The sequence below is a fragment of the Pseudomonas sp. EU05-FHT14B02 genome, assembly GCF_058791055.1.
Genome location: NZ_JBYTDD010000014.1, coordinates 75,323 through 99,550 on the forward strand (window position 1 = coordinate 75,323; position 24,228 = coordinate 99,550).

The window sequence follows — 24,228 nt, forward strand, 5'->3', positions numbered from 1 at the left end:
CAACCGTCCCCCTCCATAGGATGCGCCAATCCGGGCGAAACACCTTCGCCTGCGCAGCCGAGAACTGGATGATGAACGGTGAAACAAGCAGACCGCCCGCGCTGGGTTTTTCAAGTGACAACATCGCCGGTGCATCGCCGGAGGTGGCACAAGCCCTCGTCAACCACAGTTCGGGCCAGGCGGGTCCCTATGGCACCGACGAGTTGACGACACAGGTCAAGCGCAAGTTCTGCGAGATTTTCGAGCGCGACGTGGAGGTCTTTCTCGTGCCCACCGGCACCGCCGCCAACGCCCTGTGCCTGAGTGCGATGACACCACCCTGGGGCAACATCTACTGCCACCCGGCCAGCCATATCAACAACGATGAATGCGGCGCGCCCGAGTTCTTTTCCAACGGCGCGAAGCTGATGACCGTCGACGGCCCGGCGGCCAAGCTGGATATCGTCCGATTGCGCGAGCGGACTCGCGAAAAAGTCGGCGACGTACACACGACCCAGCCCGCCTGCGTCAGCATCACTCAGGCCACTGAAGTCGGCAGCATCTACACCCTGGATGAAATCGCAGCCATTGGTGACGTCTGCAAGTCCTCTTCCCTGGGATTGCATATGGATGGATCGCGCTTTGCCAACGCCCTGGTGTCGCTTGGCTGCTCCCCGGCCGAGATGACGTGGAAGGCCGGCGTGGATGCCCTGTCGTTCGGTGCCACCAAGAACGGCGTGCTGGCGGCGGAAGCGATCGTCCTGTTCAACACCTCCCACGCCACCGAGATGAGTTACCGCCGCAAGCGTGCAGGCCATCTCTCTTCCAAGATGCGTTTTCTGTCGGCGCAGATCGATGCGTACCTGAACGACGATCTCTGGCTGCGCAATGCACGCAAGGCCAACGCTGCCGCCCAGCGCCTGGCGCAAGGGCTTGATGGCCTGGCTGGTGTCGAGGTGCTCGGCGGCACCGAGGCGAATATCCTGTTCTGCCGGCTGGACTCGGCAATGATCGATGCGCTGCTGAAGGCCGGTTTCGGGTTCTACCATGATCGCTGGGGACCGAATGTCGTTCGCTTTGTCACCTCGTTCGCGACCACCGCCGAGGATGTCGATCACCTGTTGAACCAGGTAAGGCTAGCTGCTGACCGCACACAAGAACGATAGTCGATGGCGGGTGGCGGCTGTGCTCGCTCTGGTTTCAATGAGCAGCCGCCACTACAGCGCTCGGCTTCTACATCTGGCGAAAAAGAATCATGCCGGCGTGATAGAGAATCCCGTCACGGAACTCCCCATCAGCCGTGAAGCCGGTGTCATCGACGTACTCGATGTGGTCACCTTCCAGCCAATATCGACCCTGATAGGCACTCGCCTGCCGGCCCCGGGCCTCATCGTATCGACCACCCGGCAAAAGCTCATGGCGAATGAGCCCGTCAGCCGTGACCCACATACCGACGTACTTGTCCTGATCTGCGGATTTTTTAGCTGTCATGTTCAAGTCCTCGATTCAGAACGGGCTGGCCGTTGGACGGACAATCAGTTCACTGACATCCACATCAGCAGGCTGCTCGATGGCGTAAGCGATAGCGCGAGCAACGGCCATTGCAGGGATGGCGATCTTGCGGAACTCGCGCATCTCGGCCCGCCCGCCTTCATCGGAAATGCTCTCGGCCAACTCAGACTCGGTCACACCGGGCGAAATCACCGTGACACGAATGTTCCCGCCGACCTCCTGACGCAATCCTTCCGAGATGGCGCGCACTGCAAACTTGGTCGCGCAATAGACCGATGCCGTGGGGCTCACGGTGTAGGCGCCAATCGATGCGATATTGATGAACTGGCCTGATTGCTGTTTTTGCATCAGCGGTAAACCGGCCGCGATACCATGCAAGACACCGCGAATATTGACGTCGATCATCTGATCCCATTCGCAGACTTTCAGTGCCTCGAGTTTCGACAGTGGCATCACCCCGGCGTTATTGACCATCACATCGACCCGGCCATGCAGGTCCAGGGCAAAATCGACAAACCCTTGAACATCGGCTCGCCGGGTGACATCCAATGCCTGGAAATGGGCGCTTCCACCGCTGGCGTTGATCTCGGCGCAAAGTATTTCGAGACGCTCCGTACGACGTGCGCCGAGCACGACATGCGCGCCCTTGCTGGCTAGCAGACGCGCCGTCGCTTCGCCTATACCGCTGCTCGCGCCGGTGATCAGAACGACTTTTTTCGAGATGTTCGACATGACCCTGATTCCTCACTTGAGTGCCTGGTGACGCGAGAGCGGTGTCTCGCTGCCAGTCCAGAGTAGGGATAACGCCGGGCGGCCAGTTAGTCAGATCCTTCTGACAACTTGCCTGATCCTGTCGGGAATGACTGGCGACAACTTACTTCGCTGTATCGAGGACAAGCCTGCCCCGTAAGTGGCGGGCCATGCTTTTCTCGATCGCGACTTTCGCCTCGCTCAACGGGTAGGTTTCTACATCGACGGTAAGGTGTCCCTTGTCGAACAGTTCGGCGATGAGCGAGAGCTGCCGGCCATCCGAACGGGTGGCAAAGTTCGCGGGGGTCACGCCGTAGTCGTTGGCCAGCGACATGTTTGGGGCGCTCACCGGCGATACCAGCACACCGTTTCTTTTCAGTACCGCAAACGAACGGGATTGCGTTTCGCCGCCCACCAGGTCCAGTACCACATCGAGGCCGGACACCAACTCCTCGAAAGCCTGGGTCCTGTAGTCAATGGTGTAATCCGCACCGATTTCCTTCAGGTAGGCATGATGGTGTGCCGAGGCCGTTGCGTAGACTTCAGCGCCCAGGTACTTGGCAATCTGCACGGCCATGCTGCCCACGCCTCCGGCCGCGGCATGGATCAACACTTTCTGGCGACGTTGCACGCCAGCGTGTTCGGTCAGCGCCTGCCAGGCCGTCAGGGCCGTTGCCGGGACAGCGCCAGCCTGCAAGGCACTGAGGGATTTTGGTTTGATCGCCAGTTTGGAAACCTGGGCAACCGCTTTGGTCGCGTAACCGCCGACGATGTTGATGAAGCCAAACACTTCATCACCGATGTTGAATTCAGTGACGCCCTCCCCCAGAGCGACGACGGTGCCGGCCACCTCAACGCCCGGGGTAAAAGGCAGCGGCAACGGGATGAACGCTTTCATGGCGCCGGACAGGATCTTCCAGTCAATCGGGTTGACCCCGGCGCCAGCGACATCGATCAGCACCTCACCAACACCGGCGACAGGGTCTGCAATCTCTTCCAGGCGTAAAACTTCAGGACTGCCGTACTCGTACACGCGCAGGGCTTTCATGGAGGCCTCGATAATCGAATAGAAGGGACAAAACATTTGCGCTGCGAGGGCGCGGGCCCTGCGCAGCGCGGGGGATCAACGACGGCGAGCGTCGAGGCTGAAGCGACCGGCACCGAAGGCCACGACCTGCAACAGGCCACCGGCCATCGCGATGTTCTTGAAGAAGTGGATGAACTGGTTCTGATCGCCCAGTGCGTTATGGAACGCCAGTGCAGTGAACACGCTGAACACGGCCAGTACAGCGGCGACGGTGCGGGTACGGTAACCGGCGATCAATGCCAGGCCACCGCCGATCTCTACAATGATCGCCACCGCCAGCGCCAATTGTGGAAAGGGAAGCCCGACCGAACCGATGTAGCCGACCATCATTGCCGGAGCGGCGAGTTTCGAAAAACCGGAAAGGATGAAGATTGCGCTGAGCAGTACGCGGCCGATCAACGAGGCCGAGGCTTGGGTCACATCGGATCGGCTCTGTTCAGAGGTGCTTGTTTGAGCGATGTTTGCAGAGGTCGTCATGGGGTATTTCCTTCAGTTGGCTTCGATTCGACAGGAACCGCCTTGGTGAGGAAATGTTGCCCTGCATCAGCTAATCTGAATAGCCGACTAATTTAGATTATTAGATTCGATTTTTTAGAAAAGAATACCCACCCAACCGGTAAAGGAGAGATCAATCGTGCAATTATTCCGAGTGACGTCTGGATCAAGGAAACAGGCATGATCTCTGACCCGGGAACACCGACACTGGACCAACTGCGGGTGTTCCTGACGGTCGTGGAAGTCGGCAGTTTCGCGGCGGCCGCCAGAAAACTTCATCGCGCCACTTCGGTTGTCAGTTACTCGATCGCCAACCTTGAAATGCAGCTCGGGGTGTCGCTGTTCGATCGCCAGACGACCCGCAAACCCCAGCTCACCGATGCCGGCCGCACGGTGTTGGCCGAAGCCAGGACCATCGCCAACGGTGTTCATGGATTACGCGCCAAAGTGAAGGGCCTGCTCCAGGGGCTTGAAGCCGAAGTTCATGTGGTACTCGATGTCATGCTACCCCCCGAGCGCGTAGTCGATGCACTCAAGTCCTTTCGCGAAGAGTTCCCGACCGTTGCCCTGCACTTGCACATGGAAGCCCTCGGCGCCGTCACTGAACTGGTGATCAACCGTGGCGCGATCATCGGCGTCAGTGGTCCCATGAACGAGGGCATCGACGGTATTGAAAGGATGGGGGTCGGCAGCGTCGAGTTGATACCAGTGGCGGCCCCGAATCATCCGCTGGCTTCAAGCGACGCGAATGTTCCGGGTGCCGGACGAGAGCACACGCAACTGGTGCTGTCCGACCGTTCGGTGCTGACCAAGGACAAGGACTTCGCCGTGCTCAGTAACCGCACCTGGCGCCTGGCGGACCTGGGCGCCAAGCACATGCTGCTGCGTGAAGGCATCGGTTGGGGGAACATGCCAGCCCCGATGGTCCGGGAAGACCTGGAGAGCGGCCGACTCGTGCAACTGAACATACCGGAATATAAAAGCGGGATTTATACCTTCGACGTCATCTACCGCACGGATTTGCCGCCGGGGCCGGCTGCGAGGTGGTTGATTGACCGCTTCGTTCAACAATGCTCAGCACAGGAGACATCCGCTTGAACCTGGAACCAGAATGCATCTCGAGCCGCCCGCGATGAAAATCGGCGTCATCTCCGACACCCACGGCTTGCTCCGCCCCGAAGCCATTGCCGCCCTGCAAGGCTGTGATCGCATCCTTCACGCGGGTGACATCGGTAGCAAGGCGATCCTCGACCAATTGGCCACGATCGCGCCGGTGGATGCGGTGCGGGGCAACAATGACCTGGACGCATCCTGGGCGCGGGAGTTGCCCGATTGTCTGCGCCTGGAGTTCAACGGCTGGACGGTGCTGCTGGTGCATGACATCGCCGACGTGGCGGCCGATCTTGATAGCCGCATCAAGCTGGTGATCACCGGTCATTCGCACAAACCGTGCATCGACTGGCGCGGTGAACGGCTATTCCTGAATCCCGGCAGTGCCGGCCGCCGACGCTTCAAGTTGCCTGTCACCCTGGCGTTGCTTGAAGTGGTTGACCAGTCAATCGAACCGCGACTGGTATCGCTGCTCGACTGAGTCGCCCTCAACCGTTCGATTCACGACTTGCCGGCAACCACCCTCACTCTGTGGCAGTCGGACGGTCCAAGTTTTTGGCCGCTCGAGGAGCGAACTTCAATCGGCATCAGGGATTGGCCGTACTCATTGTCCAACAGCACTGAACGCGTCTCGTCCCCCGTGAACAGAAACCGTTCGCCCCACTGCCTCATACTGACCACCACAGGAAAGAACTCACGTCCTTTCTCCGTCAAGACGTATTCGTTGTAGGCACTTCCATCCGACGCCGGTTGAACCTCGAATACACCGACCTCAACCAACGTCTTCAGGCGCGATGCCAGAATGTTCCTGGCCACCCCCAGGCTTTTTTGAAATTCGCTGAATCGGCGAATGTCGTCAAACGCGTCGCGAATGATCATGAGCGACCAACGATCCCCGATGGCTTCCAGTGTTCGTGCTACCGGGCATTCGCTGCTTTGCGATAAAGGGTCTACGACCATCGTTTCTACCTTTTGGATAACGACTGCCAAGCCCGTCGACTGGTCTTGAGCAATGTGGTTGCAATATGAAACCTGATTCGATAACAATGAATCAAGTTGCTAATTGAAACCAGTTTAGCGCCACGGAGGCTCATGTGAAAGCAGATACCGATTCAGCCACCCATCCTTTCCTCGCGCAGGCTTCAGGGCTTTCTGCGCAACTCACGTTTTTATTTTCTGTCACCTGCGCGCTTGCCGTCGCCAACGTCTACTTCGCACAACCCTTACTCGATTCAATGGCCCGCAGCCTGGATGTTGCCCCATCAAAGATCGGGTTTGTGGTGACGGCGACTCAGGTCGGTTACGCGCTGGGGTTGCTGTTCATCGTCCCTTTGGGCGACTTGTTAAACCGTAAAGGGCTGATTCTGACGCAAATGCTGCTGTCTGCGATTGCGCTGGCGGGAGTCGGCGCCGCACAGCAATGGCTGACCCTGCTGGGGGCCATGATCGTTGTGGGTTTGCTGGCAGTGATGGTTCAAGTGCTGGTGGCCTGCACCGCTGCGCTGGCAACGCCGTCACAACGTGGTCAGGCCGTGGGAACCGTCACCAGTGGCATTGTCCTGGGCATTCTTCTGGCGCGCTTCACGTCCGGGCTGATCGCCGATCTGGCGGGTTGGCGCGCCGTGTATTTCGTTTCCTCGGGATTGATGCTCACCCTCGCGGCGGTGTTCTGGAAAGTATTGCCTGCGGCAGTGACGCCACGCAGTCGATACACCTATCCGACACTCATCTGCTCACTCTTCAAGCTATTGATGACCGAACCGGTATTGCGAATCAGGGGCCTGCTGGCCTTGCTGATCTTCGCCGTTTTTTCCGTATTTTGGACATCCATGGTGCTGCCGTTGAGCGCCCCACCGCTGTCGCTTTCGCACACGGTCATCGGCCTGTTTGGCCTGGCGGGCGTTGCCGGCGCCCTTGCAGCCAGAAGATCCGGGCGCTGGGCCGACCAGGGTTTGGGGCAACGCGTCACCGGTATTTCGCTGGCGATCCTGACGCTGTCCTGGCTGCCCATCGCCTTTGCACAGTCGTCACTGATCGCGCTGGCTTGTGGAGCGGTCTTGCTCGACTTCGCTGTGCAGGCCGTACACGTCACCAACCAGAGCCAGATTTTCGCCGCACGGCCCGATGCCCAAAGCCGCATGGTCGGCGCCTACATGTGCTTTTACTCGGTGGGCAGCGCGTTGGGTGCCGCCGCCGCGACGCAGGTTTATGCGCTATGGGGGTGGATTGCCGTCAGCTTGCTGGGCGCAACGATCAGTGTGACGGCCCTGGTGCTGTGGTTGTTCACCTTCCAACTGTCAACGGGTCCCAAAGCCGACCTCGCGCCTGAGTCAAGCATCGACCTGCAACTCACGCAGAAGAAACCCCAGTGAATCCGGGGCTGCGCAATGACTTTTTGCCGAGCGTTGTTCATCCCACGACATCGCATCATCGGTGCAGAAGTCTCCAACACACTCCATGCTCAACTCGCTATCGAGTAGTCCAAGCGGAATCCAGTAGTAAGGCGTTTCGCGAAGAACATTAGGCACGGTCGAGCCACATCGGGAGCAAAAGTCATTTCTGTACCCGCTGGGTTTGCGCCACCCCGTGATCGTCCCTTGCCCTTGCTCCCACCGAAAATCGCGAGCGTTGACCAGCGTGGCAAGATTATGGCCGACCCCGGTTTGCTTGCGGCACAGGGTGCAATGGCAGCGATAGAAAAATCGGGGTTCAACCGCCAGGGAAAAACGTACCGCCCCGCAAAGACATTGCCCTGATGTCATGAGTATCTCCCTTGAAAAATGCTTCATCCGTATTTGCCGGTCAACGGGTTGGTATTGGAAAAGGGGGGCCGTCCTGTTACTGGCCCCTTATTGCCATGTCGGCTTGGCAAAATGATAACTTTGGGCTTCTCCTGCCCCTATTTCACGCAGTTCCCCACTAGCCCCCCCTGCATTTCAATGACGTTGAACCTATCAGTCGTCGTTGTCATCGCGATCACGGTAGCGACGGTGATCGCGATCATAGTCCCTGCGATCATAACCACGACGATCATCGTCACGGTCATAACCTTGATCATCGTCCCCTCTCTGGTCGTAGCCACGTCGATGGTCATGATCGTGATATCGCCCGTACCGCTCTCCGTCATCCCAGTGCGGGCCGCACCCCCCCAACAAGACGGCGCTGGAAATGGCCACGATGAAGATTACTGCGCGATTCATATGAACGTCCTAAACGTCGGAAGTATGGAAGGGTCATGGCTGCTCGAAACCTTCGTCCGGGCAGTGTTCAGACATAACTATGACCATTCGGTAACCCAATGATTCCGCTGAAAAATGCAAACAAGTGATAGCCACTGCCCCATCGAATGCCCGCCGAGACAGCCCGGGCCTGTCATCAATAGCCAAGGGGCTGTCGTCGAATGAAAAGCGCCCCTGATAAGGGGGCTATCTAATGGCAGTACTGAAAAAGTCTCTGGTGATGAGTCGACGTAAGCGACTGCTGCGCCTGAGTCACGAGTTGCCTGGTACGCCAGGCAGGAGAATAACAATATGAAATTCGTGAAAAGTCTTCTGGCTGCTGTACCCCTCATGGCACTGGCCATCGATGCCCGTGCCTATGTATCGAGCCAGGAAGCCGCCCGGCTGGGCACCAGCCTGACGTGGGTGGGAGCCGAAAAGGCCGGTAATGCCGACGGTTCCATTCCGCCCTACAACGGTGGCCTGACCACTGCGCCGCCCGGTTTCAAGACCGGCGACAGCATGCGCCCGGACCCCTTCGCAGGTGAAAGACCGTTACTGGTGATCAACGGCAAGAACGTCGAAACTTACAAAGGCCTGCTGACCGCCACCACTGTAGCGTTGGCCAAGCGCTACCCCGACTTTCGCGTCGATGTCTATCCGACCCACCGCACGGCATCGCTGCCACAGGCGGTACTGGACAACAGCCGCCGAAATGCCACCAACGCCAGGTCCCTCAACGGCGGGATCGCCATCGACAATGTGATGCCCGGGGTGCCCTTCCCGATTCCGCAATCCGGTGCCGAAGCGATGTGGAATTTTCTCCTGCGCTACCAGGGCGTCAACATCCACTCCAAGTACGACTCGTGGAGCGTCGACACGGCGGGCGTACCGAGCCTGGCGGTCACCGGCGAGGCATTCGTCTCCTTCCCGATCTACGAGAACCTGTCGAAACCGTTCAACAGCTCCGACATCTACTATCAGTTGAAGCTGTCCTATACCGGACCTGCGCGCCGAGCCGGCGAGTCGATCATGCTCAAGAACGCGACCAACCCGGCGGAGTTCCCTGGCCGCGCCTGGCAGTACATGCCTGCCCAGCGCCGCGTCAAACAGATCTCGATCCTGGCCTACGACACCCCCAACCCCGGTACTGCCCGTGCGCTCGAACTGTACGACTGGACGCTGGTGGGCAAGCAGGAAATGATCGTGCCCTACAACACTTACAAACTCACCTACGCTCGCGCTGCCAAGTCGCTGACCACGCCTAACTTCATTTCCCCGGACTTCGTACGCTGGGAAAAGCACCGGGTCTACGTCGTGGAGGGCAACCTCAAGCCGGGGGCGAAGCACATCTATCAGAAGCGCCGCTTCTACCTGGATGAAGACACCTGGGCAGCGGTGGCCTCCGATCAGTACGACACCAGTGGCCAGCTATACCGCGGCTCCTTCGCGTTCTTCAGCCAGAGCTACGACCAGCAGGTCCCGGACGCCACCCCTTTCATGACTTACGACCTGTCCAAAGGCACCTACAACATCAATGGCGTGGTGGGCCCCCATGGCGGCATCCGCTACATCGAGCCGCTATCGACGGCGCAGTGGGTGCCAGAGTCCATGGCGGGTGCCGGTATCCGTTAGGTCCGCGGCGAAGCAACTCCCGATCATGCATGACCGATGAATAGCAAAGCCCCCAAGATTCAACGGAACCGAGGGCTTGAGATGTCGGGTGAATGTTTTTGTGCAGATTGCGAGGATTAGCCAGCGGCCAATTGTAATCGCTGGCGAGTGCTTGAAATGGATCGATTGCAGGCCAACTGAATCACTCCGGAAATTGCAGATGCAAATGACCGACTGCTTCACGCCTTTCGAGACGGCAGAAATCGTCCCGAAGTGGCCGGTCAAATGTAGCGAGGGGGATCTGGCCATTCAAAGCCGCGAAGCGGCTTCGACTTGAAGGAAGGGGGCGACCACGTCTACGCGGTCCGACCTGAATCAGCTCTCAGAGGCGATCGTTGACTCGTCACTGGTTTGCGCAGCCAGCTTCAATCGGTCCGCTTTACAAATGTATTTTGGCTTGCTCTTCGGTGCCAGTTTGGCACTGGCCTTTTTGGCCTTAGCCTTGAACAGTTGCTTTAGTTTCTTTTGACGGTTCATGTTGTTCTACTCAGCCTGTAATTCTTGAATGATATCAGCTTGAGACATTTAACCGATTCAACGTTGCTGTTCCACGATCCTGAGCCAGGGCCAGCGAGCCTGATAACTTCTCGCCTTCTGATCGAACAGCTCTGGCTTGAGATTCTTTGGGTTGATTCGAAGTAGTCCGAGCTCGGTGTCGGCCAGGCCGTTGGGCGCATAGACCTCGCCCGTTTCGATATCCAGACCAATGCAGGTGCCGGCAATCAGGTAGCGATCTATCCCGTCTTTAGCTGACTGAAGCCTTGGATAATCCCCGCCAAAGCGCTGGCGGTACCACAGGTGGACGCGAGCCTGATTCTTGATCTCAATGTTCACGTCGAGGTCCTGGAACAGACGCTGACCTGATTCGATGACCTCATTCTCAGCTTCCCATGACAGGTCATCATCGAAGTAAAAGACGTCGTAATCCTTCACGCCCCACTCCGGCGGGCGCTGTGCCTGTTGATTCCAGACGGCCTGGAACAGGCAGCCGGCCGTTAGCATGCATTGGTTCAAACCGAGCTCCGGCAAACGAGCGGAAATCTCTGCGTTTACCGGATTGGTCATTGCGATCCTGACCAGGCTTTCGACAGTCAATGTCATCTTCATCCCTTCTGATTCATCTAATCCCGGCGATCGACAATACCCTCAACGCTTTTCAAATTTGCAAAAAAGTCGCCCTTTTTTCTCCCTCTGCCAATCTGGCGCGAATCATGCCTGATGCAATGGCCTGAAGTCGGTACTGACTATGTGGGTGACACTTTTGAAGCGAACCACCTCAGTGCCTGCCCCGATAATCGATAGCTTACTGACGAACTGTCGAGGTCAAGCATGACGAACGCAACTACGGAACAAGTCAGCCCACAAACACTGAGAAGAGTGATTGTGGCTGCCGGCATCGGCAATTTCGTCGAGTGGTTCGACTTTGCCGTGTATGGCTTTTTGGCTACGACCATCGCCCAGCAATTCTTCCCCAGCGGCGATGCCAGTGCCGCGCTGCTCAAGACCTTTGCGGTATTCGCCGTGGCCTTTGCGTTTAGGCCCCTTGGAGGGATTTTCTTCGGCATGCTGGGCGACAGGATCGGCCGCAAGCGCACCCTCGCGATGACCATCCTGTTGATGGCCGGAGCAACGACCCTGATCGGTCTGCTGCCCACTTATGCGGCAATCGGGGTCATGGCGCCGATTCTTCTGTCCCTGATCCGTTGCGCCCAAGGCTTTTCCGCCGGGGGAGAATACGCAGGTGCCTGTGCCTACCTGATGGAACATGCGCCGAGTGACAAGCGCGCCTGGTACGGCAGCTTCATTCCGGTGTCGACATTTTCCGCCTTCGCCGCGGCCGCCGTGGTGGCCTACGCGCTCGAGGCGTCATTGTCGGCCGAAGCAATGGGAAGCTGGGGTTGGCGCCTGCCGTTCCTGATTGCCGCGCCCCTGGGCCTGGTGGGGCTTTACCTGCGTTGGAAGCTCGATGAGACACCGGCATTCCAGGCGGTGACTCAGGAACATGCGGTCGCACATTCTCCCCTCAAGGAAACCTTGCGCAACCATGGTGCGGCGATCTGTTGCCTGGGCGCTTTTGTGTCACTCACGGCACTTTCGTTTTATATGTTCACCACCTACTTCGCGACCTATCTGCAAGTCGCCGGAGGCCTGAGTCGCGCAACAGCCTTGCTGGTTTCACTGATTGCATTGCTGTTCGCTGCGGCGATCTGCCCGCTGGCCGGACTGTATTCGGACCGGGTCGGGCGTCGAGTCACGGTGATGACCGCATGCGCGCTGTTGATCCTGGTCGTGTATCCATCGTTTCTGATGGCCAGCTCCGGTTCGTTCGCCGCGTCCATCGTCGGCGTCATGCTTCTGGCGATTGGGGCGGTGTTGTGTGGCGTGGTAACCGCAGCCTTGCTCTCGGAAACCTTCCCTACCCGTACTCGGTACACCGCCTCGGCGATCACCTACAACATGGCGTACACCCTTTTCGGCGGCACCGCTCCGCTGGTGGCAACGTGGCTGATCAGCACCACCGGCAGCAACCTGTCGCCAGCGTTCTATCTGATTGCGATTGCATTGCTCGCATTGGCGGGCGGGCTGGCATTATCGGAGACTTCAAGGATTTCCCTGCATGACGTTGCGACGCAGGAGAAAGCCGAGGGCGTGGGCGCGTCCGCCTGAAAACACGAAACAAGCCGGCCAGCCGTCACGTGAGCGAGGTTTCCCCAAGCGGCCGTTGACTGGCCGTCAAAACCCTGCACAATTGCCGGCTTTTTTCGCGACAGGACGTCACTCATGCAACGGATTGTAATTCTAGGCAATGCCGGTAGCGGCAAATCCACCCTCGCCCGCGCCCTTGGCAAGCGTCTGGGCCTGCCCGTGGTGCACCTCGACACCTTGTTCTGGGAGCCCGGCTGGTTAGAACCCGACGCGGAGCAATTCCGCGCGCGGGTCAGCGCCGCGGTTGCAGAGGATACCTGGATTTGTGAAGGCAACTATGCCCGGCGCACCTTTGACCTTCGCCTGCCCCGGGCCGACCTGATCATCTGGCTCGATACGCCGCGACTGACCTGCTTCGCCCGAGTGATCATGCGCAGCGTCAGCAAGCGCCCTCGCCCTGACCTGGCAGCCGGTTGCCCAGAGAAGCTCGACCGGGCGTTCCTGACCTTTCTGAACTTTGTGTGGAATTTCGATCAGGGTTACCGCCCCGGTATCGAGGCGGTGCGCCTGACCACAGGCCCGCGGATTCCTGTGGTGCATTTGTGCAATAGCCAGCAGATTGCCGCCTTTCTCCATGGCTTGCCCGCAATGCCAGGCACCTGCCCTGTATAGAGGGCGCATGATTTCACATTGATATCGCCGACTTGTCATGAAATGAAAAGAAATTGTCGTCGAATGAATGGTCGATAGCCTCCCCCGTCCATAAATTCCTCTTCGGGCCCGCGCGTTGAATCCCCGATCTGACGCCTGGCCCGGCTGGCGCAATGCCTGGGCGCATTTCTGATTTATATGCTCAACATAATAATAATCCGAGGGGTCGCATTGTATGCGTGTGAATTTACCCGTAACCGAGCATGAAAGAGTTTTCCCCACCGAACAGCGATTGATCTCCACCACCGATCTGGATAGCCGAATCACATACTGCAACGACGCCTTTGTTGCCATCAGCGGTTTCACCTACGACGAACTGGTGGGTCAGACCCATAACCTGGTTCGACACCCCGATATGCCTCCCGGGGTATTCGTGCATATGTGGCACACCATCAAGCAAGGCAAACCCTGGATGGGTATTGTGAAAAACCGCTCGAAGAATGGTGATTTCTATTGGGTCAGTGCCTACGTCACGCCCATCTATGAAAACGGACGCATGAGTGGCTACGAGTCGGTCCGCTCGGTGCCCAGCCGTGACCAGGTCCGCCGAGCATCAGCGCTCTATTCCAGGATGCGGGCCGGCAAGCCGATCGTTGCGCGCAGCGCGCGGATTTTCCGGCCACTGCGACAGGGGTGGCCATTATTGATGGCTGGCGGGGTTTCACTGCTCGGTATTCAGTGGCTATCGACAACCGCGGCACAAGGGGTCCTGATCGCGAGCCTTGGAGTTGCCTGGTACCTGATCGAGTCCCGAAATCGCAAGGCCATCGAGCGTACGCTGGCCGAGCATCCGAAAGCCTTTTCCGATCCGTTGGTCGCCCTCACCTACAGCGATAACCACGGCCCCCAGGGGCAACTGGACATGGCCATGGTCAGTGAGGAAGCGCGCCTGCAGACAGCCCTGAGCCGGCTCGTCGATGCCGGGGTCAATGTCAAGGCCAAGGCGGCGCAATCATCCGAGCTCTCAGGTTCCCAGGCACAGTCGCTTGATCGTCAGCGCAGTGAAACCGATCAGTCTGCCGCCGCCATTTCACAGATGGCCGCCACCATTCAGGAAGTCACGCAGAACGTCATCAGCACCGCACATGCCGCGTCGGAGGCTGACCAGTTGACCCGTGACGGTAGTGAGTTGGCCCGGCAAAGCCTGAGCGCCATGAAAACCATGCATGAGGCGGTCAACGAGATTGGCCAGGCGGTCGATGCATTGGCGAGCGAAACGCAATCGATCGGCAGTGTCGTGGATGTCATCACCTCCATTGCCGAACAGACCAACCTGCTGGCGCTCAATGCGGCCATCGAGGCGGCCCGGGCAGGTGAGCAAGGTCGCGGTTTTGCAGTGGTTGCCGACGAGGTGCGCTCCCTTGCACAACGCACCCGCACCTCCACCGAACAGATCCACGGCATCATCGCTTCACTGTATGCCGGTGCCGATCGCGCCGTATCAACGGCCAATCGTGGCGAGCAGATTTCCCGCGAAAGCATGCAAAGTGTCGAGGCGGTGCAGTCGGCGTTGGTTGGCATCAGCCAGGCCGTCACCCGGATAACCGGCATGAGCCAGCAGATGGCCTCGGCGTCTGAAGAACAAAGTCATGTGGCTGAAGATATCAATCAGCAGATCACCCGTATTGCCCAACTGTGCGACCACAGTGCCGGGCAGGCCATGCAAGGCGCCGCGATCAGCCAGGATCTGGAAGTCATGGCCGATTATCTGCACAGCCTGGCCGAACGTTTCAGCCGATAGCCATCAGTGCCTGTTGACCATCTTGCATCCGGACAACAGGCAGCCATCGGCCAGAAGCACTCATTCAATATCGGACTCTGCTTTACCAGACTCGGTAAGGGCGATTTAGCGTGCCGTGACATTGCGCCCCCACAAAATCTTTCAGTGGAAAACAGCGACGCGTCCCTCAACGCCACTATCGCCATCACCTTTAACCTGGCTTGTGGCTCCTATGTCAGTAACAGGTCGAAAGACAAGGAAATGATGCAGGCCAGAGATGCCGCCGAACTATTCGGCCAGGAAGTAAACAGCTCCTCTGGCTCTGTAAAATGGACTTGGGTAATACAGCCGTTCGCGATCGTTTGGACTCGGCAGACAGAGTTGGAATCACTGATTCACCCTGCATGAAAATCCATCATGACATGTTATGACATCGTTCAAAAACGGACTTTGGTCAACAAATACGGGGTTAAAAGGACGAATGGTCGAAAGGCGTCAAGCGTGGGGAATTGCCGGGAGTTTGCAGCCACTACAGGCTTTTCAGGCAGGCGCGTTCGTCGCGCTAAGGTGAACTTCACTTACTCAACGTGTCACATTAGGTCCCCGTCCAGCGAACTTCAATGGAGGTACAGCCTTATGAGCATGGCCACAATTGTCAGTGCCGTGATTTCCAGTCTCGCACCCAGTGTCTTTGACCAGAACAACCTGCAAGAACCCGGCGCACATGTTTCAGCCGTCGATTACCACTACGGTATGGACATCGATGTGAAACAGGTACTGCAGCGTACCGATACATCCGACAAGACCGGCGTAGTACCAGTGACTGTGGTCTACCTGGACAGCCAGGGTGAGCTTCACAAGATCCGTTTCCTCGAATGGGGTGCAAGCCCTGCCAGCCCCACCAGCATTGCCTGATCCGCTCGTCGATCGGATTCCGGGCCTCACCGCCCCCCAGAAGCGGAAGTTAAACCTCCCATGCACTCAGTGCGATTGAGGTTTTTTGTTACTTGAAAATGGACATGATCGAATGACTAAAAAGTTCATTCGAGAAACTCACTTTTATCTTGGTGGCTTAATGTCGCAAGATTAATTGATAACAATTGCTGGATCTAAATGGCAGTCAGCAACGGTAAGTTTCAATCAAATCGTGCATAGAGCCAAGTTGATTCACTATTGAAACCAAGAGGTCACCATGGAACTTAGTATGTTCTCTTCGTCCACCGTGGAATACGTGCGTTTAGGCGTTGTATATTTTCATCTTATCGCCTGCTGTGTGGCAATCGGGCTGGTCTTGACCAGTGACATTGCGATGGTCAAGCAACTCCTGAAGGGAGATGCGTCAGGCCACCACGATGACGCACACATGGAAAGCCTTCAAAAAACCGTAGTGCTTGCACTTGTAGCGCTCTGGATTACGGGCATTGGTATTGTCGGGATCGATTATGCCGGCAAGGGGATGGAATATTTCCTCAATCCAAAATTGCAAGCCAAAATCGGCATAGTTGTGCTGTTGACCTTTAACGGTTTCCTGTTGCATAGCGCTGTATTGCCGGCGCTGAAAAAAGCCGGTTCGTTACTCAAACTCTCCTTCAGCTTGCGCATGCTGGCGCTGTTCTCCGGCGCCCTCTCTGGCGTGTCGTGGTTCTATGCCGCCATGCTGGGTGTTGGTCGTCCGCTGGCCTGGAAGTATTCGCTGGTGGAGTTGCTGGCAGCCTATCCGGTACTCATCGTCGGTGGTTTCGGGGCGATGGTACTGCTCACTACCTGGGCAAAAAGCAGAGACGCTGAAGCGCGTAGGGAGCAAGGCACCTGGTCACCAGGAAATGCCGCCCTGGCTGGATGGTGAGACAAGGAAGTTCAGCTTTAGCCAATAAAACCCATTTTTAGCAGTTCGTAAAATGTCACTTGAGGATACCCAAATGAAATCCATGAAAGCCCTTTTCGTAATCGCCGCTCTGACCGCTTCTTCTCTGGCGATGGCCACAGGTGGTGGTGACAAGACGTTCAATCGCATGGAGTCGGCCCGGAAAGTCTCGATGGAGGCCTTCCAGGTTGCACAGAAACAGAAGGCTGAAGCCGCTGTCGCTGAAAGCAAAGCCAAGGCTGCCAATCACACCAACAGCTGATCGATGTAGCCTGCCCCCCCGGCTGACAGAAATGTGCAGCCTCAAGCCTCGCCAGCAGCACCCAAGGTGCTGCTGGCGCCGGTTTAACCGAGATCCCTTGGACCCACGCTTATGCCAGCCTCGCAAACCCGCCCCTCACCCGCGCCGTTGCTCAAACCGGGAGAGACGGTGGTCTTGTTCGACGGTGTCTGCAAGCTATGCAATGGCTGGGTGAGATTCTTGATTCGCCATGACCGCCAGCGGCGCGTGCGGTTGGCGGCGGTTCAGTCACCCGAGGGGCAGGCTCTGCTCGCATGGGCAGGTTTGCCTCTGGATCAGTTCCACACCATGGCGGTGATCCGCGACCGACAGTACTGGGAGCGTTCGCAAGCATATTTCGAAGTCATTGCCCAGTTGCCCGCACGCTGGCACCCCGTGCTTCTGTTGCGAATCTTTCCTCGCACGCTTCTGGATTGGGCATACGACCGCATTGCGCTTAATCGTTATCGGCTCTTCGGGAAATACGACACATGCCTGTTGCCGGATCCTGATCATGAACAGCGCTTTTTGAAAGCCCCCCTATGAACGCCCTCACGCGCATGAACCGGAACCGGCCATCCCTTCAGAAAACCATCCCCTCAAACAAACGCCCGACAATGCCGGGCGCCTGTTCTTCAGGTCTGTACTCAGAAGCGATAGTTGGTGCTCAGTTCCAGCGTCCGTGGGGCGCCCGGTGTGATCAGATCCACTGAGCCATGCGCCGAAGCGTAATAGTCCTTGTCGAAAACGTTGCGCAGACGCAGGGCCATGTCCCATTTCGGCTCGTTGTACAGCAGCGCGGCGTCCACGGTTGTGTAAGCCGGCATGACCACATTGTTATCCAGCGCGGTATAGCGATCATCGACATAGTTGGCCCCCATGCCCACACGCCAGGTTTGCGTCAGCGAACGCACCAACCACAGGTTGGCGCTGTGGCGCGGCGTCAGGGTGGGCACCTGCCCTTCGTTGGCGACCCCGTTGGTAAAGCTGTTGGACTTGGTGATTTCGGCATCCAGAAAGGCGTAACCGGCATAGACCTGCCATTTGTCACTCAACTGCCCGCTGGCGGTCAGCTCAAGACCGTCGGTGCGCTGCTCACCCGCAAGCACCAGTTTGGTCGGGTTCGCCGGATCGCTGGTTTTCATATTGGTGCGTTCCAGACGGAACAGCGCCGCGGTCAACGCCAGGCGATTGTCGAGCAGGTCCCACTTGCCGCCGATCTCGAAGTTGGTGGTTTCCTCTGGCTCAAGATCCTGGTTCGTCGTGCTCAGGGCGAACATCTCGGCGGAGGGTTGGTAGGAACGGCTCACCGAGACGTAATAGGACTGCACTTGATCAGGCTGGTAGACCAGACCGACTCGCGGGCTCCAGGTCGTATCGGTGCGGGACAGCTCGCTGTGCGTCAGGTCATCGGCGTACTCCTGGTCGAACACGTCGTAACGTACACCCAGCAGTGCCTTCCACTGTGGCGCCAGTTCGATCAGGTCCTGTATGTAGAAGCCGGCGGTGTCCTGGGTGTTGGTACCCTTGGCGGTTTGCCGATTGGCCTGGAACGGCACGTCGACCAAGGCATCGCGGTACACCGGCACCCTGGCCACATTGGATTGGCTGAATACGGACTGGTCCTTGACCTGGCGCCCCAGTTCCACACCATAGAGCAGGTTATGGTTCATCCCGGCAAGCACGGTGCGCTGCTTGAGTTCGGTCTGGTTGAACCACCCGTCCTCCTTGCGCTGCACGTTGCCACGATTGAGTTTTACCAGCAGTTCACCATTGGGAGCAGTGACGAAACGTGTCGGGCTGGAGTCAGCGAGTGTGTTGTTGCGATCCAGGTCGTAGTGGTAGTAACGACTGGTATTGCTCAGGCTGAAATCGTCGTTGATCCGGTAGTCGACACCCGCCGTGAACGAAAACACTTCGCTGCGGGTGTAGTCATCATCCGGGTCGGCGGCACCGAAGCGCTTGTCGCGGTCCACATCGACCGGTCGATCGCCTCGTGCCGGGATGCCGAAGTCAATCAGGCGCTTGTCATACAGATAGGTAGCACCCAGGTCCAGTTCCAGATCATCCGAGAGCTTGAAGTAGGCCGAAGGCGCGATGGCCTTGCGGTCGATGTAGCCGTCATCCCGGTAGGTGTCACTGTTCTCCAGCGCGCCTGTCACACGAAAGGCTTTATTGCCTTGCTGCTGATCGGCCCAACCGGCATCGAACTGAGTGCGTTTTTCGCCCTCGCTGTCGACACTGACGCCGACCTCCTGCTTGGGTGCGAAGTTGGGTGTCTTGCTGATGCTGTTGATCAGCCCCCCCGAAGAGCCTCGGCCATAAAGCACCGCAGCCGGCCCCTTGATCACTTCCACCCGCTCGACGTTGGACAGATCCCGAAAGTACAGCGCATCGTCGCGGATGCCGTCGACATACATGTCGCCAATGGCACTGAAACCACGGATGGTGACCTGATCGCGCTGACCGTCACCATTGGACAGGCCGATACCAGGGACGTTCTTCAGCACGTCCTCCATCGACCGCGCCCCCTGATCCTTGATGACGCTCTGGGGAATCACATTGACGGTTTGCGGGATATCCCGTAGAGGGGCGTCGATCTTCAGCGCGCTCCTGCTCTCGGTCGACATGTAGTTCTGCTCGCTGTACTCACTGTTCACAGCAGTTGCCGGTAGGGTTAGAGCAGACTCCGTTTCTGCCTGTAAATCAGGTACAACCAGAACACCCAGCAACGACAGAGAGGCTGGGTAAATGCGCGATCGAGCCACTATGGACACCTTTGTTTAAATTATCGCGCGAATAATAACGATTATCCTTTGTAAGTAAATACATATCATTCCTATATACAGTTCAGAACGATCGTCTCAATTTCATGGTTGGTCGACAGAAGCGGTAGTGCAATGCCGTATTCGGCAGCCAGATTATTGTGACGCTGACGCCGCGGTGGATGACTTATCCGGCCCCCCTCGATACCCTTTCGCACCCCGGTGCCTGACGGTAATTCAGGCCAAACCACACTTCATCCAGACGAACCAAAAATGAAATCCTCCGCAGGTTTGCTGTTGTCAGGTATCGAGCTGGACCGTGCCAGTTCCATCCCCTTGTACCGCCAACTCTACTTGCAGATTCGCAAACAGATCCTCAGTGGCAGGATTCAGGGAGGCGTGCGCCTGCCCTCCACCCGGACCCTGAGCAAGGAACTGCAGTTGTCGCGAATCAGCATTCTCAATGCGTTCGATCAACTGATTGCCGAAGGTTTTCTGACGTCGAGGACCGGGGCCGGGACCTATGTCGGCCATGAATGGGAAAGCCGCGGTATTGAAGACGATGAACACAAGCGTCAGCCTCCGCGCCTGTCCGACCTGAGCCAGTCCATGCTGTCATTGCGCAGCGATCATTTTCGCGGCGTTTCCTATGCGGACTGGGCGACCGGGAGCCCGACCTCGTTCCTGCCCAGCCACAGCGCCTACGATGCATTCCCGCAATCGGTCTGGAAGCGGCTGTTGAACCGCCACCTGCACAAGCCGACCAAGGCCATGCTTGGTTATGGCGAACTCCAGGGATTGCTGGCCCTGCGCGAGGCGATTGCCGAGTACGTCTTCGATGCCCGTGGCATCGATTGCAGTGCCGATCAGGTGGTCATCGTGTCCGGCGCCCAGCAAGCCTTCAACCTGCTGGGCATGCTGTTGCTCAATCCGCAGGACAGTTTCTGGATGGAAGATCCGGGGCATATCGCGGCGCGCATTGCGCTCCAGGCCCAAGGTGGTCAGGTCGTGCCGTTGCGTATCGACGAACAGGGGATCGATGTCCGGCAAGGCCTGGCTTTGTGTCCTGACGCCCGCCTGGTGTTTACCACGCCTTCCCGTCAGCATCCCTTGGGCGTCACCATGAGTTATGGGCGACGCCAGGAACTCATCGACTGGGCCGCCCAGAATCAAAGCTGGATCATCGAGGACGACTGCGACAGTGAATTTCGCTACAACGGTCGCCCCCTGCCGGCACTCTATGCCATGGACCAATGGGCCCGGGTCATCTACGCCGGAACCTTCAGCAAAGTGCTCTTCCCCTCGCTGCGACTGGGTTACGTGATACTGCCGAACGCCTTGATCGAACCCTTCTGCACCCTGCGGGCGGTCATGGATCGCAGCCCGCCCACGCTGCTACAGGCCGCCACGGCGGACTTCATGCGCGAAGGCCACTTTCTCGGCCATATTCGTCGAATGCGCGCCCTGTACCAGGCTCGCCAGCAGGCACTGGTCGAACAACTCCAGAAACGGCTGGGCTCTTTCTTCAGGATCACGCCGGTGGAAGCCGGCATGCACCTGATCGCCTGGTTACCCGCGCATCTCGATGACGACGCCCTGGCCAGGGAACTCGGCCAGCATGACATTCATACCTATCCCCTGAGTGACTACTGCGTCGAACATGTCTTGCCACCGGCGCTGTTGATCGGCTTTGCCAGCACCCCCGAGGACCAGGCCCAGGCGCGCGTCGAAGCACTGGCCCAGGCCCTGGACAAAATGGGCTACCTGCAACCGGCCACTTGACCCAAGGCAAGTGGTCTTATGATTTAACTGATAATGGATCTATCGAGAGTTCCTGACTGGCGCGATAAAGGCTGCGCCGGTAGACCCGGTGTCTGAACCAGGAACGACTCGAATGAACAATAAGATCCAGGAACGATTCAACGCCTTGCTCAGCCATAAGGCTGTCGAGGCCGGAGCTCCCCCCGTACTGACTGAGGCACTGGCCCGCCAGTTGCTCGACCGACTGGCGCAATTGCGCCTGTTTGCCCACGCCTACCCCTTGCTGACCAACCTGACCCACGGCCGTGTCACCCCTGGCGACCTGCTGGATTTTGCCTATCGCCACGAACTGCAGGGCCTGAGCCTGCACCTGCTCGACGGTGAGGAAAACAGCCTCAGTCAAATGACCGCCGCGCAACTTCAGGCGTTTGCAGACAAGGCCAATGCGCTGGGGCTGGACGTGCATCTGGAAATCAGCAGCACGCTGAAAAAAGATGTCGATCAAGTGATCGCCATTGCCAAGGCGCTGGGTACCCGCAACATCCGTGTCTACTCACGCTACGAAGGGGCGCTGTCCCGGGTCATGGACGTGATCGAGTCAGACCTGCACTACCTCGCGCAACAGGCAGACGAGCACGATCTGTTCTTCGACTTCGAACAGCATGAAGAACTCAAGAGCGCCGAAATCGCGCAACTGCTGGACCGGCTGAACCACCCTCGCCTGCACGCGCTGTTCGACTTCGGCAACATGATCAATGCCTGCGAGCAGCCCCTGGCGGCACTGCGCACCCTGGCGCCGCACATACGCCAGACCCACCTCAAGGGTGTGCGCATCGTGCCTGAACAAAACGGCTTCGGGCATTACGGCGTGCTGCAAGGCTGTGACGAAGATGACCTGCCCAACGCACGCATGTTGTTCGAATTGCTGATGCTCGGCGAATCAACCCCGCAAGTGATCGCCTTCATTCTGGAGCAGGAAAACCACTACGTCGCCCCGTCGTTCCGCCAGCTCGACGAAGCCGCCGATCCGTTCATTGCATACAGGGAAATGAGTGAAACAGCGCTGCCGGAAGGCTTCTCGCTGGAGCGAATGCTGGTCGATGAGCACCGTTGGGCAAACAACCAGGTCGCCTACATACGGGGTCTGCTGGCCGAGTTCCGCACTCTGGCCGAGCTGACCCTGGCCCATTGCGCTAACGCCTGAACCTGACGTGCCGACCGGCACTGCCTACCCAATAACGCCTGGAGAACAATAATGACATCCCATGACAAGGCCAAATGGCTCAGATTCCTGATTCTCATCCTCGGTGGCGGCACCATCTACAAGCTGGCGAATCTCAAAGACGCCTTCTACATCCCCATGCAAGAATTCATGGGGCTGTCCCACACTGAAATCGGCGTGCTGCTGAGCGCCAACGCCATCATCGCCACCGCGCTGTTCGTGGTGGGCGGCATGCTTGCCGACCGGTACGACACGCGCAAGCTGATCCCTCTTGGCTTGATTGGTACCGGCGGCCTCGGGCTTTACCTGGCGACCTTCCCGCCCTTCAGCAATCTGCTGGTGGTGTTCTGCCTGCTGGCCGTGTGTGCCGACTGCCTCTTTTGGCCTTCGCTGCTCAAAGCCATCCGCAACCTGGGCGACGATAAGGAACAGGGTCGCCTGTTCGGCCTGCTCGAAGGCGGGCGTGGCGTCATCGATACCCTGGTCGCCTTCTCTGCGCTGGGCGTCTTCGTCGCCATGGGCTCCGGTGAAAACGGTCTGAAATCGGCGATCCTGTTCTACTCGGTCATCGACATTCTTGCCGGGACCCTGACCTGGCTGCTGCTCAAGAGCGGCAAGACCCAGTCTACCGCCAAGCCGAAAAACGGGTTGTCGAACCTGTTCGAGGCCATCAAGGTGCCAGGCATCTGGCTAGTCAGCCTCAACGTGTTCATGGTCTACATCGTGTACTGCGGCCTGACCTATTTCATTCCCTACCTCAAGGAAATGTACGAGCTGCCCGTGGCCCTGGTGGGCGCCTACGGCATCATCAACCAGTACTTCCTCAAGATCCTGGGCGGCCCTGCCGGTGGCTTCATTGCCGACAAACAGTTCAAGAGTTCCAGCCGCTATCTGAAGTGGGCATTCGTGGCGTTGTTGCCGCTGATGGGTGTCATCATGCTCATTCCGAAAAGCCCGGATTTCATCTACGCAGGCATGGCGGCCACCCTCTCCTTCGCGCTGATTGTCTTTTCCATGCGCGGCGTGTTCTGGGCCCCCATGGGTGAAGTCGGCATTCCCCAGCACATCACCGGTTCAGCCTTCGGGATCGGTTGCCTGATCGGCTACGCGCCCGGCATGTTCGCCTACGTCATCTATGGCGCCATCCTTGACCACTTCCCGGGTCAGCAGGGCTACAACTACGTGTTCTCGTTGATGAGCGTATTGGCCATTATCGGGTTCATGGTGTCCAGCCTGCTGTATCAAGCGGTCCGCAAAAACGCCACGATCACTGGCAAAGTCAGCGCCGCGCAAGCCTGAACATAGATGGTGCATGCAGCGCTGCCCAGGGCGGCGCTCTTGTCCGGTGCCACCACACCCTGCATGTTGATTTGCTGCACAGTTACCAGCCCCACTAGAGCCACTTGCTATAGCCCGAGTTACCGGAGGCAGTAG

The 24,228-nt window shown here is 58.1% G+C and carries 24 protein-coding genes and 2 pseudogenes; 16 read left to right on the top strand and 10 right to left on the bottom strand.

Features of this window, described 5'->3' with window-relative positions; all coding sequences use genetic code 11:
* The first annotated feature begins 68 nt into the window (after positions 1 to 68).
* Complete coding sequence (locus AC3WTM_RS14785; protein WP_256586004.1) at positions 69 to 1,145, top strand: threonine aldolase family protein; 1,077 nt, start codon at positions 69 to 71, stop codon at positions 1,143 to 1,145.
* 67 nt (positions 1,146 to 1,212) lie between these two features.
* Here the strand turns inward: AC3WTM_RS14785 and AC3WTM_RS14790 are convergent, their stop codons facing one another.
* The 4 genes from AC3WTM_RS14790 to AC3WTM_RS14805 all read right to left on the bottom strand — a co-directional run bounded on the left by AC3WTM_RS14790 (position 1,213) and on the right by AC3WTM_RS14805 (position 3,805).
* Positions 1,213 to 1,470 carry an Atu4866 domain-containing protein gene (locus tag AC3WTM_RS14790; RefSeq protein WP_090455185.1) on the bottom strand — a complete coding sequence of 86 codons (258 nt, stop codon included), beginning with the start codon at positions 1,468 to 1,470 and terminating at the stop codon, positions 1,213 to 1,215.
* 15 nt (positions 1,471 to 1,485) lie between these two features.
* A complete protein-coding gene (locus tag AC3WTM_RS14795; RefSeq protein ID WP_102669626.1) occupies positions 1,486 to 2,223 on the bottom strand; it encodes an SDR family oxidoreductase in 738 nt (245 codons plus the stop codon).
* Positions 2,224 to 2,365: 142 nt separating this feature from the next.
* Entirely contained in the window at positions 2,366 to 3,289 is a 924-nt protein-coding gene (locus AC3WTM_RS14800) for an NADP-dependent oxidoreductase (RefSeq protein ID WP_102669625.1), read from the bottom strand.
* A gap of 75 nt (positions 3,290 to 3,364) precedes the next feature.
* Positions 3,365 to 3,805: a DoxX family protein gene (locus tag AC3WTM_RS14805; protein WP_102669624.1), complete on the bottom strand. Its 441-nt coding sequence runs from the start codon at positions 3,803 to 3,805 to the stop codon at positions 3,365 to 3,367.
* Between the two features lie 198 nt (positions 3,806 to 4,003).
* Here AC3WTM_RS14805 and AC3WTM_RS14810 point away from each other — a divergent pair, with 198 nt between their 5' ends.
* Positions 4,004 to 4,921 carry a LysR family transcriptional regulator gene (locus tag AC3WTM_RS14810; RefSeq protein ID WP_057714853.1) on the top strand — a complete coding sequence of 306 codons (918 nt, stop codon included), beginning with the start codon at positions 4,004 to 4,006 and terminating at the stop codon, positions 4,919 to 4,921.
* Between the two features lie 34 nt (positions 4,922 to 4,955).
* Complete coding sequence (locus AC3WTM_RS14815) at positions 4,956 to 5,414, top strand: metallophosphoesterase family protein (protein ID WP_102669677.1); 459 nt, start codon at positions 4,956 to 4,958, stop codon at positions 5,412 to 5,414.
* Between the two features lie 20 nt (positions 5,415 to 5,434).
* On the opposite strand, the gene AC3WTM_RS14820 is transcribed toward AC3WTM_RS14815, so the two are convergent.
* Positions 5,435 to 5,893 carry a winged helix-turn-helix transcriptional regulator gene (locus AC3WTM_RS14820; RefSeq protein ID WP_102669623.1) on the bottom strand — a complete coding sequence of 153 codons (459 nt, stop codon included), beginning with the start codon at positions 5,891 to 5,893 and terminating at the stop codon, positions 5,435 to 5,437.
* 134 nt (positions 5,894 to 6,027) lie between these two features.
* Between AC3WTM_RS14820 and AC3WTM_RS14825 the strand changes: the two genes are divergently transcribed.
* Positions 6,028 to 7,305, top strand: a complete 1,278-nt coding sequence (locus AC3WTM_RS14825; RefSeq protein ID WP_256586003.1) for an MFS transporter — start codon at positions 6,028 to 6,030, stop codon at positions 7,303 to 7,305.
* Here AC3WTM_RS14825 and AC3WTM_RS14830 read toward each other — a convergent pair.
* Together AC3WTM_RS14830 and AC3WTM_RS14835 are read right to left on the bottom strand one after the other, a co-directional pair.
* The gene (locus AC3WTM_RS14830; protein WP_102669622.1) at positions 7,264 to 7,695 is read right to left on the bottom strand and encodes a GFA family protein; all 432 of its coding nucleotides are present in this window, start codon (positions 7,693 to 7,695) and stop codon (positions 7,264 to 7,266) included. The genes AC3WTM_RS14825 and AC3WTM_RS14830 overlap by 42 nt on opposite strands.
* A gap of 192 nt (positions 7,696 to 7,887) precedes the next feature.
* Positions 7,888 to 8,133, bottom strand: coding sequence for a hypothetical protein (locus tag AC3WTM_RS14835; protein ID WP_102669621.1), 246 nt, complete (start codon positions 8,131 to 8,133; stop codon positions 7,888 to 7,890).
* 330 nt (positions 8,134 to 8,463) lie between these two features.
* Here AC3WTM_RS14835 and AC3WTM_RS14840 point away from each other — a divergent pair, with 330 nt between their 5' ends.
* The gene (locus AC3WTM_RS14840) at positions 8,464 to 9,786 is read left to right on the top strand and encodes a DUF1329 domain-containing protein (protein WP_102669620.1); all 1,323 of its coding nucleotides are present in this window, start codon (positions 8,464 to 8,466) and stop codon (positions 9,784 to 9,786) included.
* A 354-nt stretch (positions 9,787 to 10,140) separates the two neighbouring features.
* On the opposite strand, the gene AC3WTM_RS14845 is transcribed toward AC3WTM_RS14840, so the two are convergent.
* Positions 10,141 to 10,302, bottom strand: coding sequence for a DUF2986 domain-containing protein (locus tag AC3WTM_RS14845; protein ID WP_008053384.1), 162 nt, complete (start codon positions 10,300 to 10,302; stop codon positions 10,141 to 10,143).
* A 57-nt stretch (positions 10,303 to 10,359) separates the two neighbouring features.
* The gene (locus AC3WTM_RS14850; protein ID WP_173677907.1) at positions 10,360 to 10,926 is read right to left on the bottom strand and encodes a nucleotidyltransferase family protein; all 567 of its coding nucleotides are present in this window, start codon (positions 10,924 to 10,926) and stop codon (positions 10,360 to 10,362) included.
* Positions 10,927 to 11,154: 228 nt separating this feature from the next.
* Here AC3WTM_RS14850 and AC3WTM_RS14855 point away from each other — a divergent pair, with 228 nt between their 5' ends.
* From AC3WTM_RS14855 to AC3WTM_RS14890, 8 genes and pseudogenes are all read left to right on the top strand, one after another.
* Positions 11,155 to 12,492 (top strand): MFS transporter, encoded by a 1,338-nt coding sequence (locus AC3WTM_RS14855; protein WP_102669618.1) that lies wholly within the window; start codon positions 11,155 to 11,157, stop codon positions 12,490 to 12,492.
* Positions 12,493 to 12,606: 114 nt separating this feature from the next.
* Entirely contained in the window at positions 12,607 to 13,143 is a 537-nt protein-coding gene (locus AC3WTM_RS14860) for a P-loop NTPase family protein (protein ID WP_102669617.1), read from the top strand.
* 214 nt (positions 13,144 to 13,357) lie between these two features.
* Positions 13,358 to 13,666: pseudogene (locus tag AC3WTM_RS14865) on the top strand (PAS domain-containing protein); the annotation flags it as partial.
* Between the two features lie 282 nt (positions 13,667 to 13,948).
* Positions 13,949 to 14,923, top strand: a pseudogene (locus AC3WTM_RS14870) (methyl-accepting chemotaxis protein); the annotation flags it as partial.
* Positions 14,924 to 15,538: 615 nt separating this feature from the next.
* Positions 15,539 to 15,817, top strand: coding sequence for a DUF2790 domain-containing protein (locus tag AC3WTM_RS14875; RefSeq protein WP_102669614.1), 279 nt, complete (start codon positions 15,539 to 15,541; stop codon positions 15,815 to 15,817).
* Between the two features lie 277 nt (positions 15,818 to 16,094).
* Entirely contained in the window at positions 16,095 to 16,748 is a 654-nt protein-coding gene (locus AC3WTM_RS14880) for a hypothetical protein (RefSeq protein WP_102669613.1), read from the top strand.
* Between the two features lie 73 nt (positions 16,749 to 16,821).
* Positions 16,822 to 17,028: a co-regulatory protein PtrA N-terminal domain-containing protein gene (locus AC3WTM_RS14885; RefSeq protein WP_057714876.1), complete on the top strand. Its 207-nt coding sequence runs from the start codon at positions 16,822 to 16,824 to the stop codon at positions 17,026 to 17,028.
* Between the two features lie 111 nt (positions 17,029 to 17,139).
* Positions 17,140 to 17,592, top strand: a complete 453-nt coding sequence (locus AC3WTM_RS14890) for a thiol-disulfide oxidoreductase DCC family protein (protein WP_102669612.1) — start codon at positions 17,140 to 17,142, stop codon at positions 17,590 to 17,592.
* A gap of 101 nt (positions 17,593 to 17,693) precedes the next feature.
* Here the strand turns inward: AC3WTM_RS14890 and AC3WTM_RS14895 are convergent, their stop codons facing one another.
* A complete protein-coding gene (locus tag AC3WTM_RS14895) occupies positions 17,694 to 19,817 on the bottom strand; it encodes a TonB-dependent receptor (protein WP_102669675.1) in 2,124 nt (707 codons plus the stop codon).
* Between the two features lie 267 nt (positions 19,818 to 20,084).
* Here AC3WTM_RS14895 and pdxR point away from each other — a divergent pair, with 267 nt between their 5' ends.
* The 3 genes from pdxR to AC3WTM_RS14910 all read left to right on the top strand — a co-directional run bounded on the left by pdxR (position 20,085) and on the right by AC3WTM_RS14910 (position 24,093).
* The gene (pdxR, locus tag AC3WTM_RS14900; protein WP_102669611.1) at positions 20,085 to 21,593 is read left to right on the top strand and encodes a MocR-like pyridoxine biosynthesis transcription factor PdxR; all 1,509 of its coding nucleotides are present in this window, start codon (positions 20,085 to 20,087) and stop codon (positions 21,591 to 21,593) included.
* A 112-nt stretch (positions 21,594 to 21,705) separates the two neighbouring features.
* Positions 21,706 to 22,776: a sugar phosphate isomerase/epimerase family protein gene (locus AC3WTM_RS14905; RefSeq protein ID WP_102669610.1), complete on the top strand. Its 1,071-nt coding sequence runs from the start codon at positions 21,706 to 21,708 to the stop codon at positions 22,774 to 22,776.
* 51 nt (positions 22,777 to 22,827) lie between these two features.
* A complete protein-coding gene (locus tag AC3WTM_RS14910; protein ID WP_102669609.1) occupies positions 22,828 to 24,093 on the top strand; it encodes an MFS transporter in 1,266 nt (421 codons plus the stop codon).
* The last annotated feature ends 135 nt before the right edge of the window (positions 24,094 to 24,228 follow it).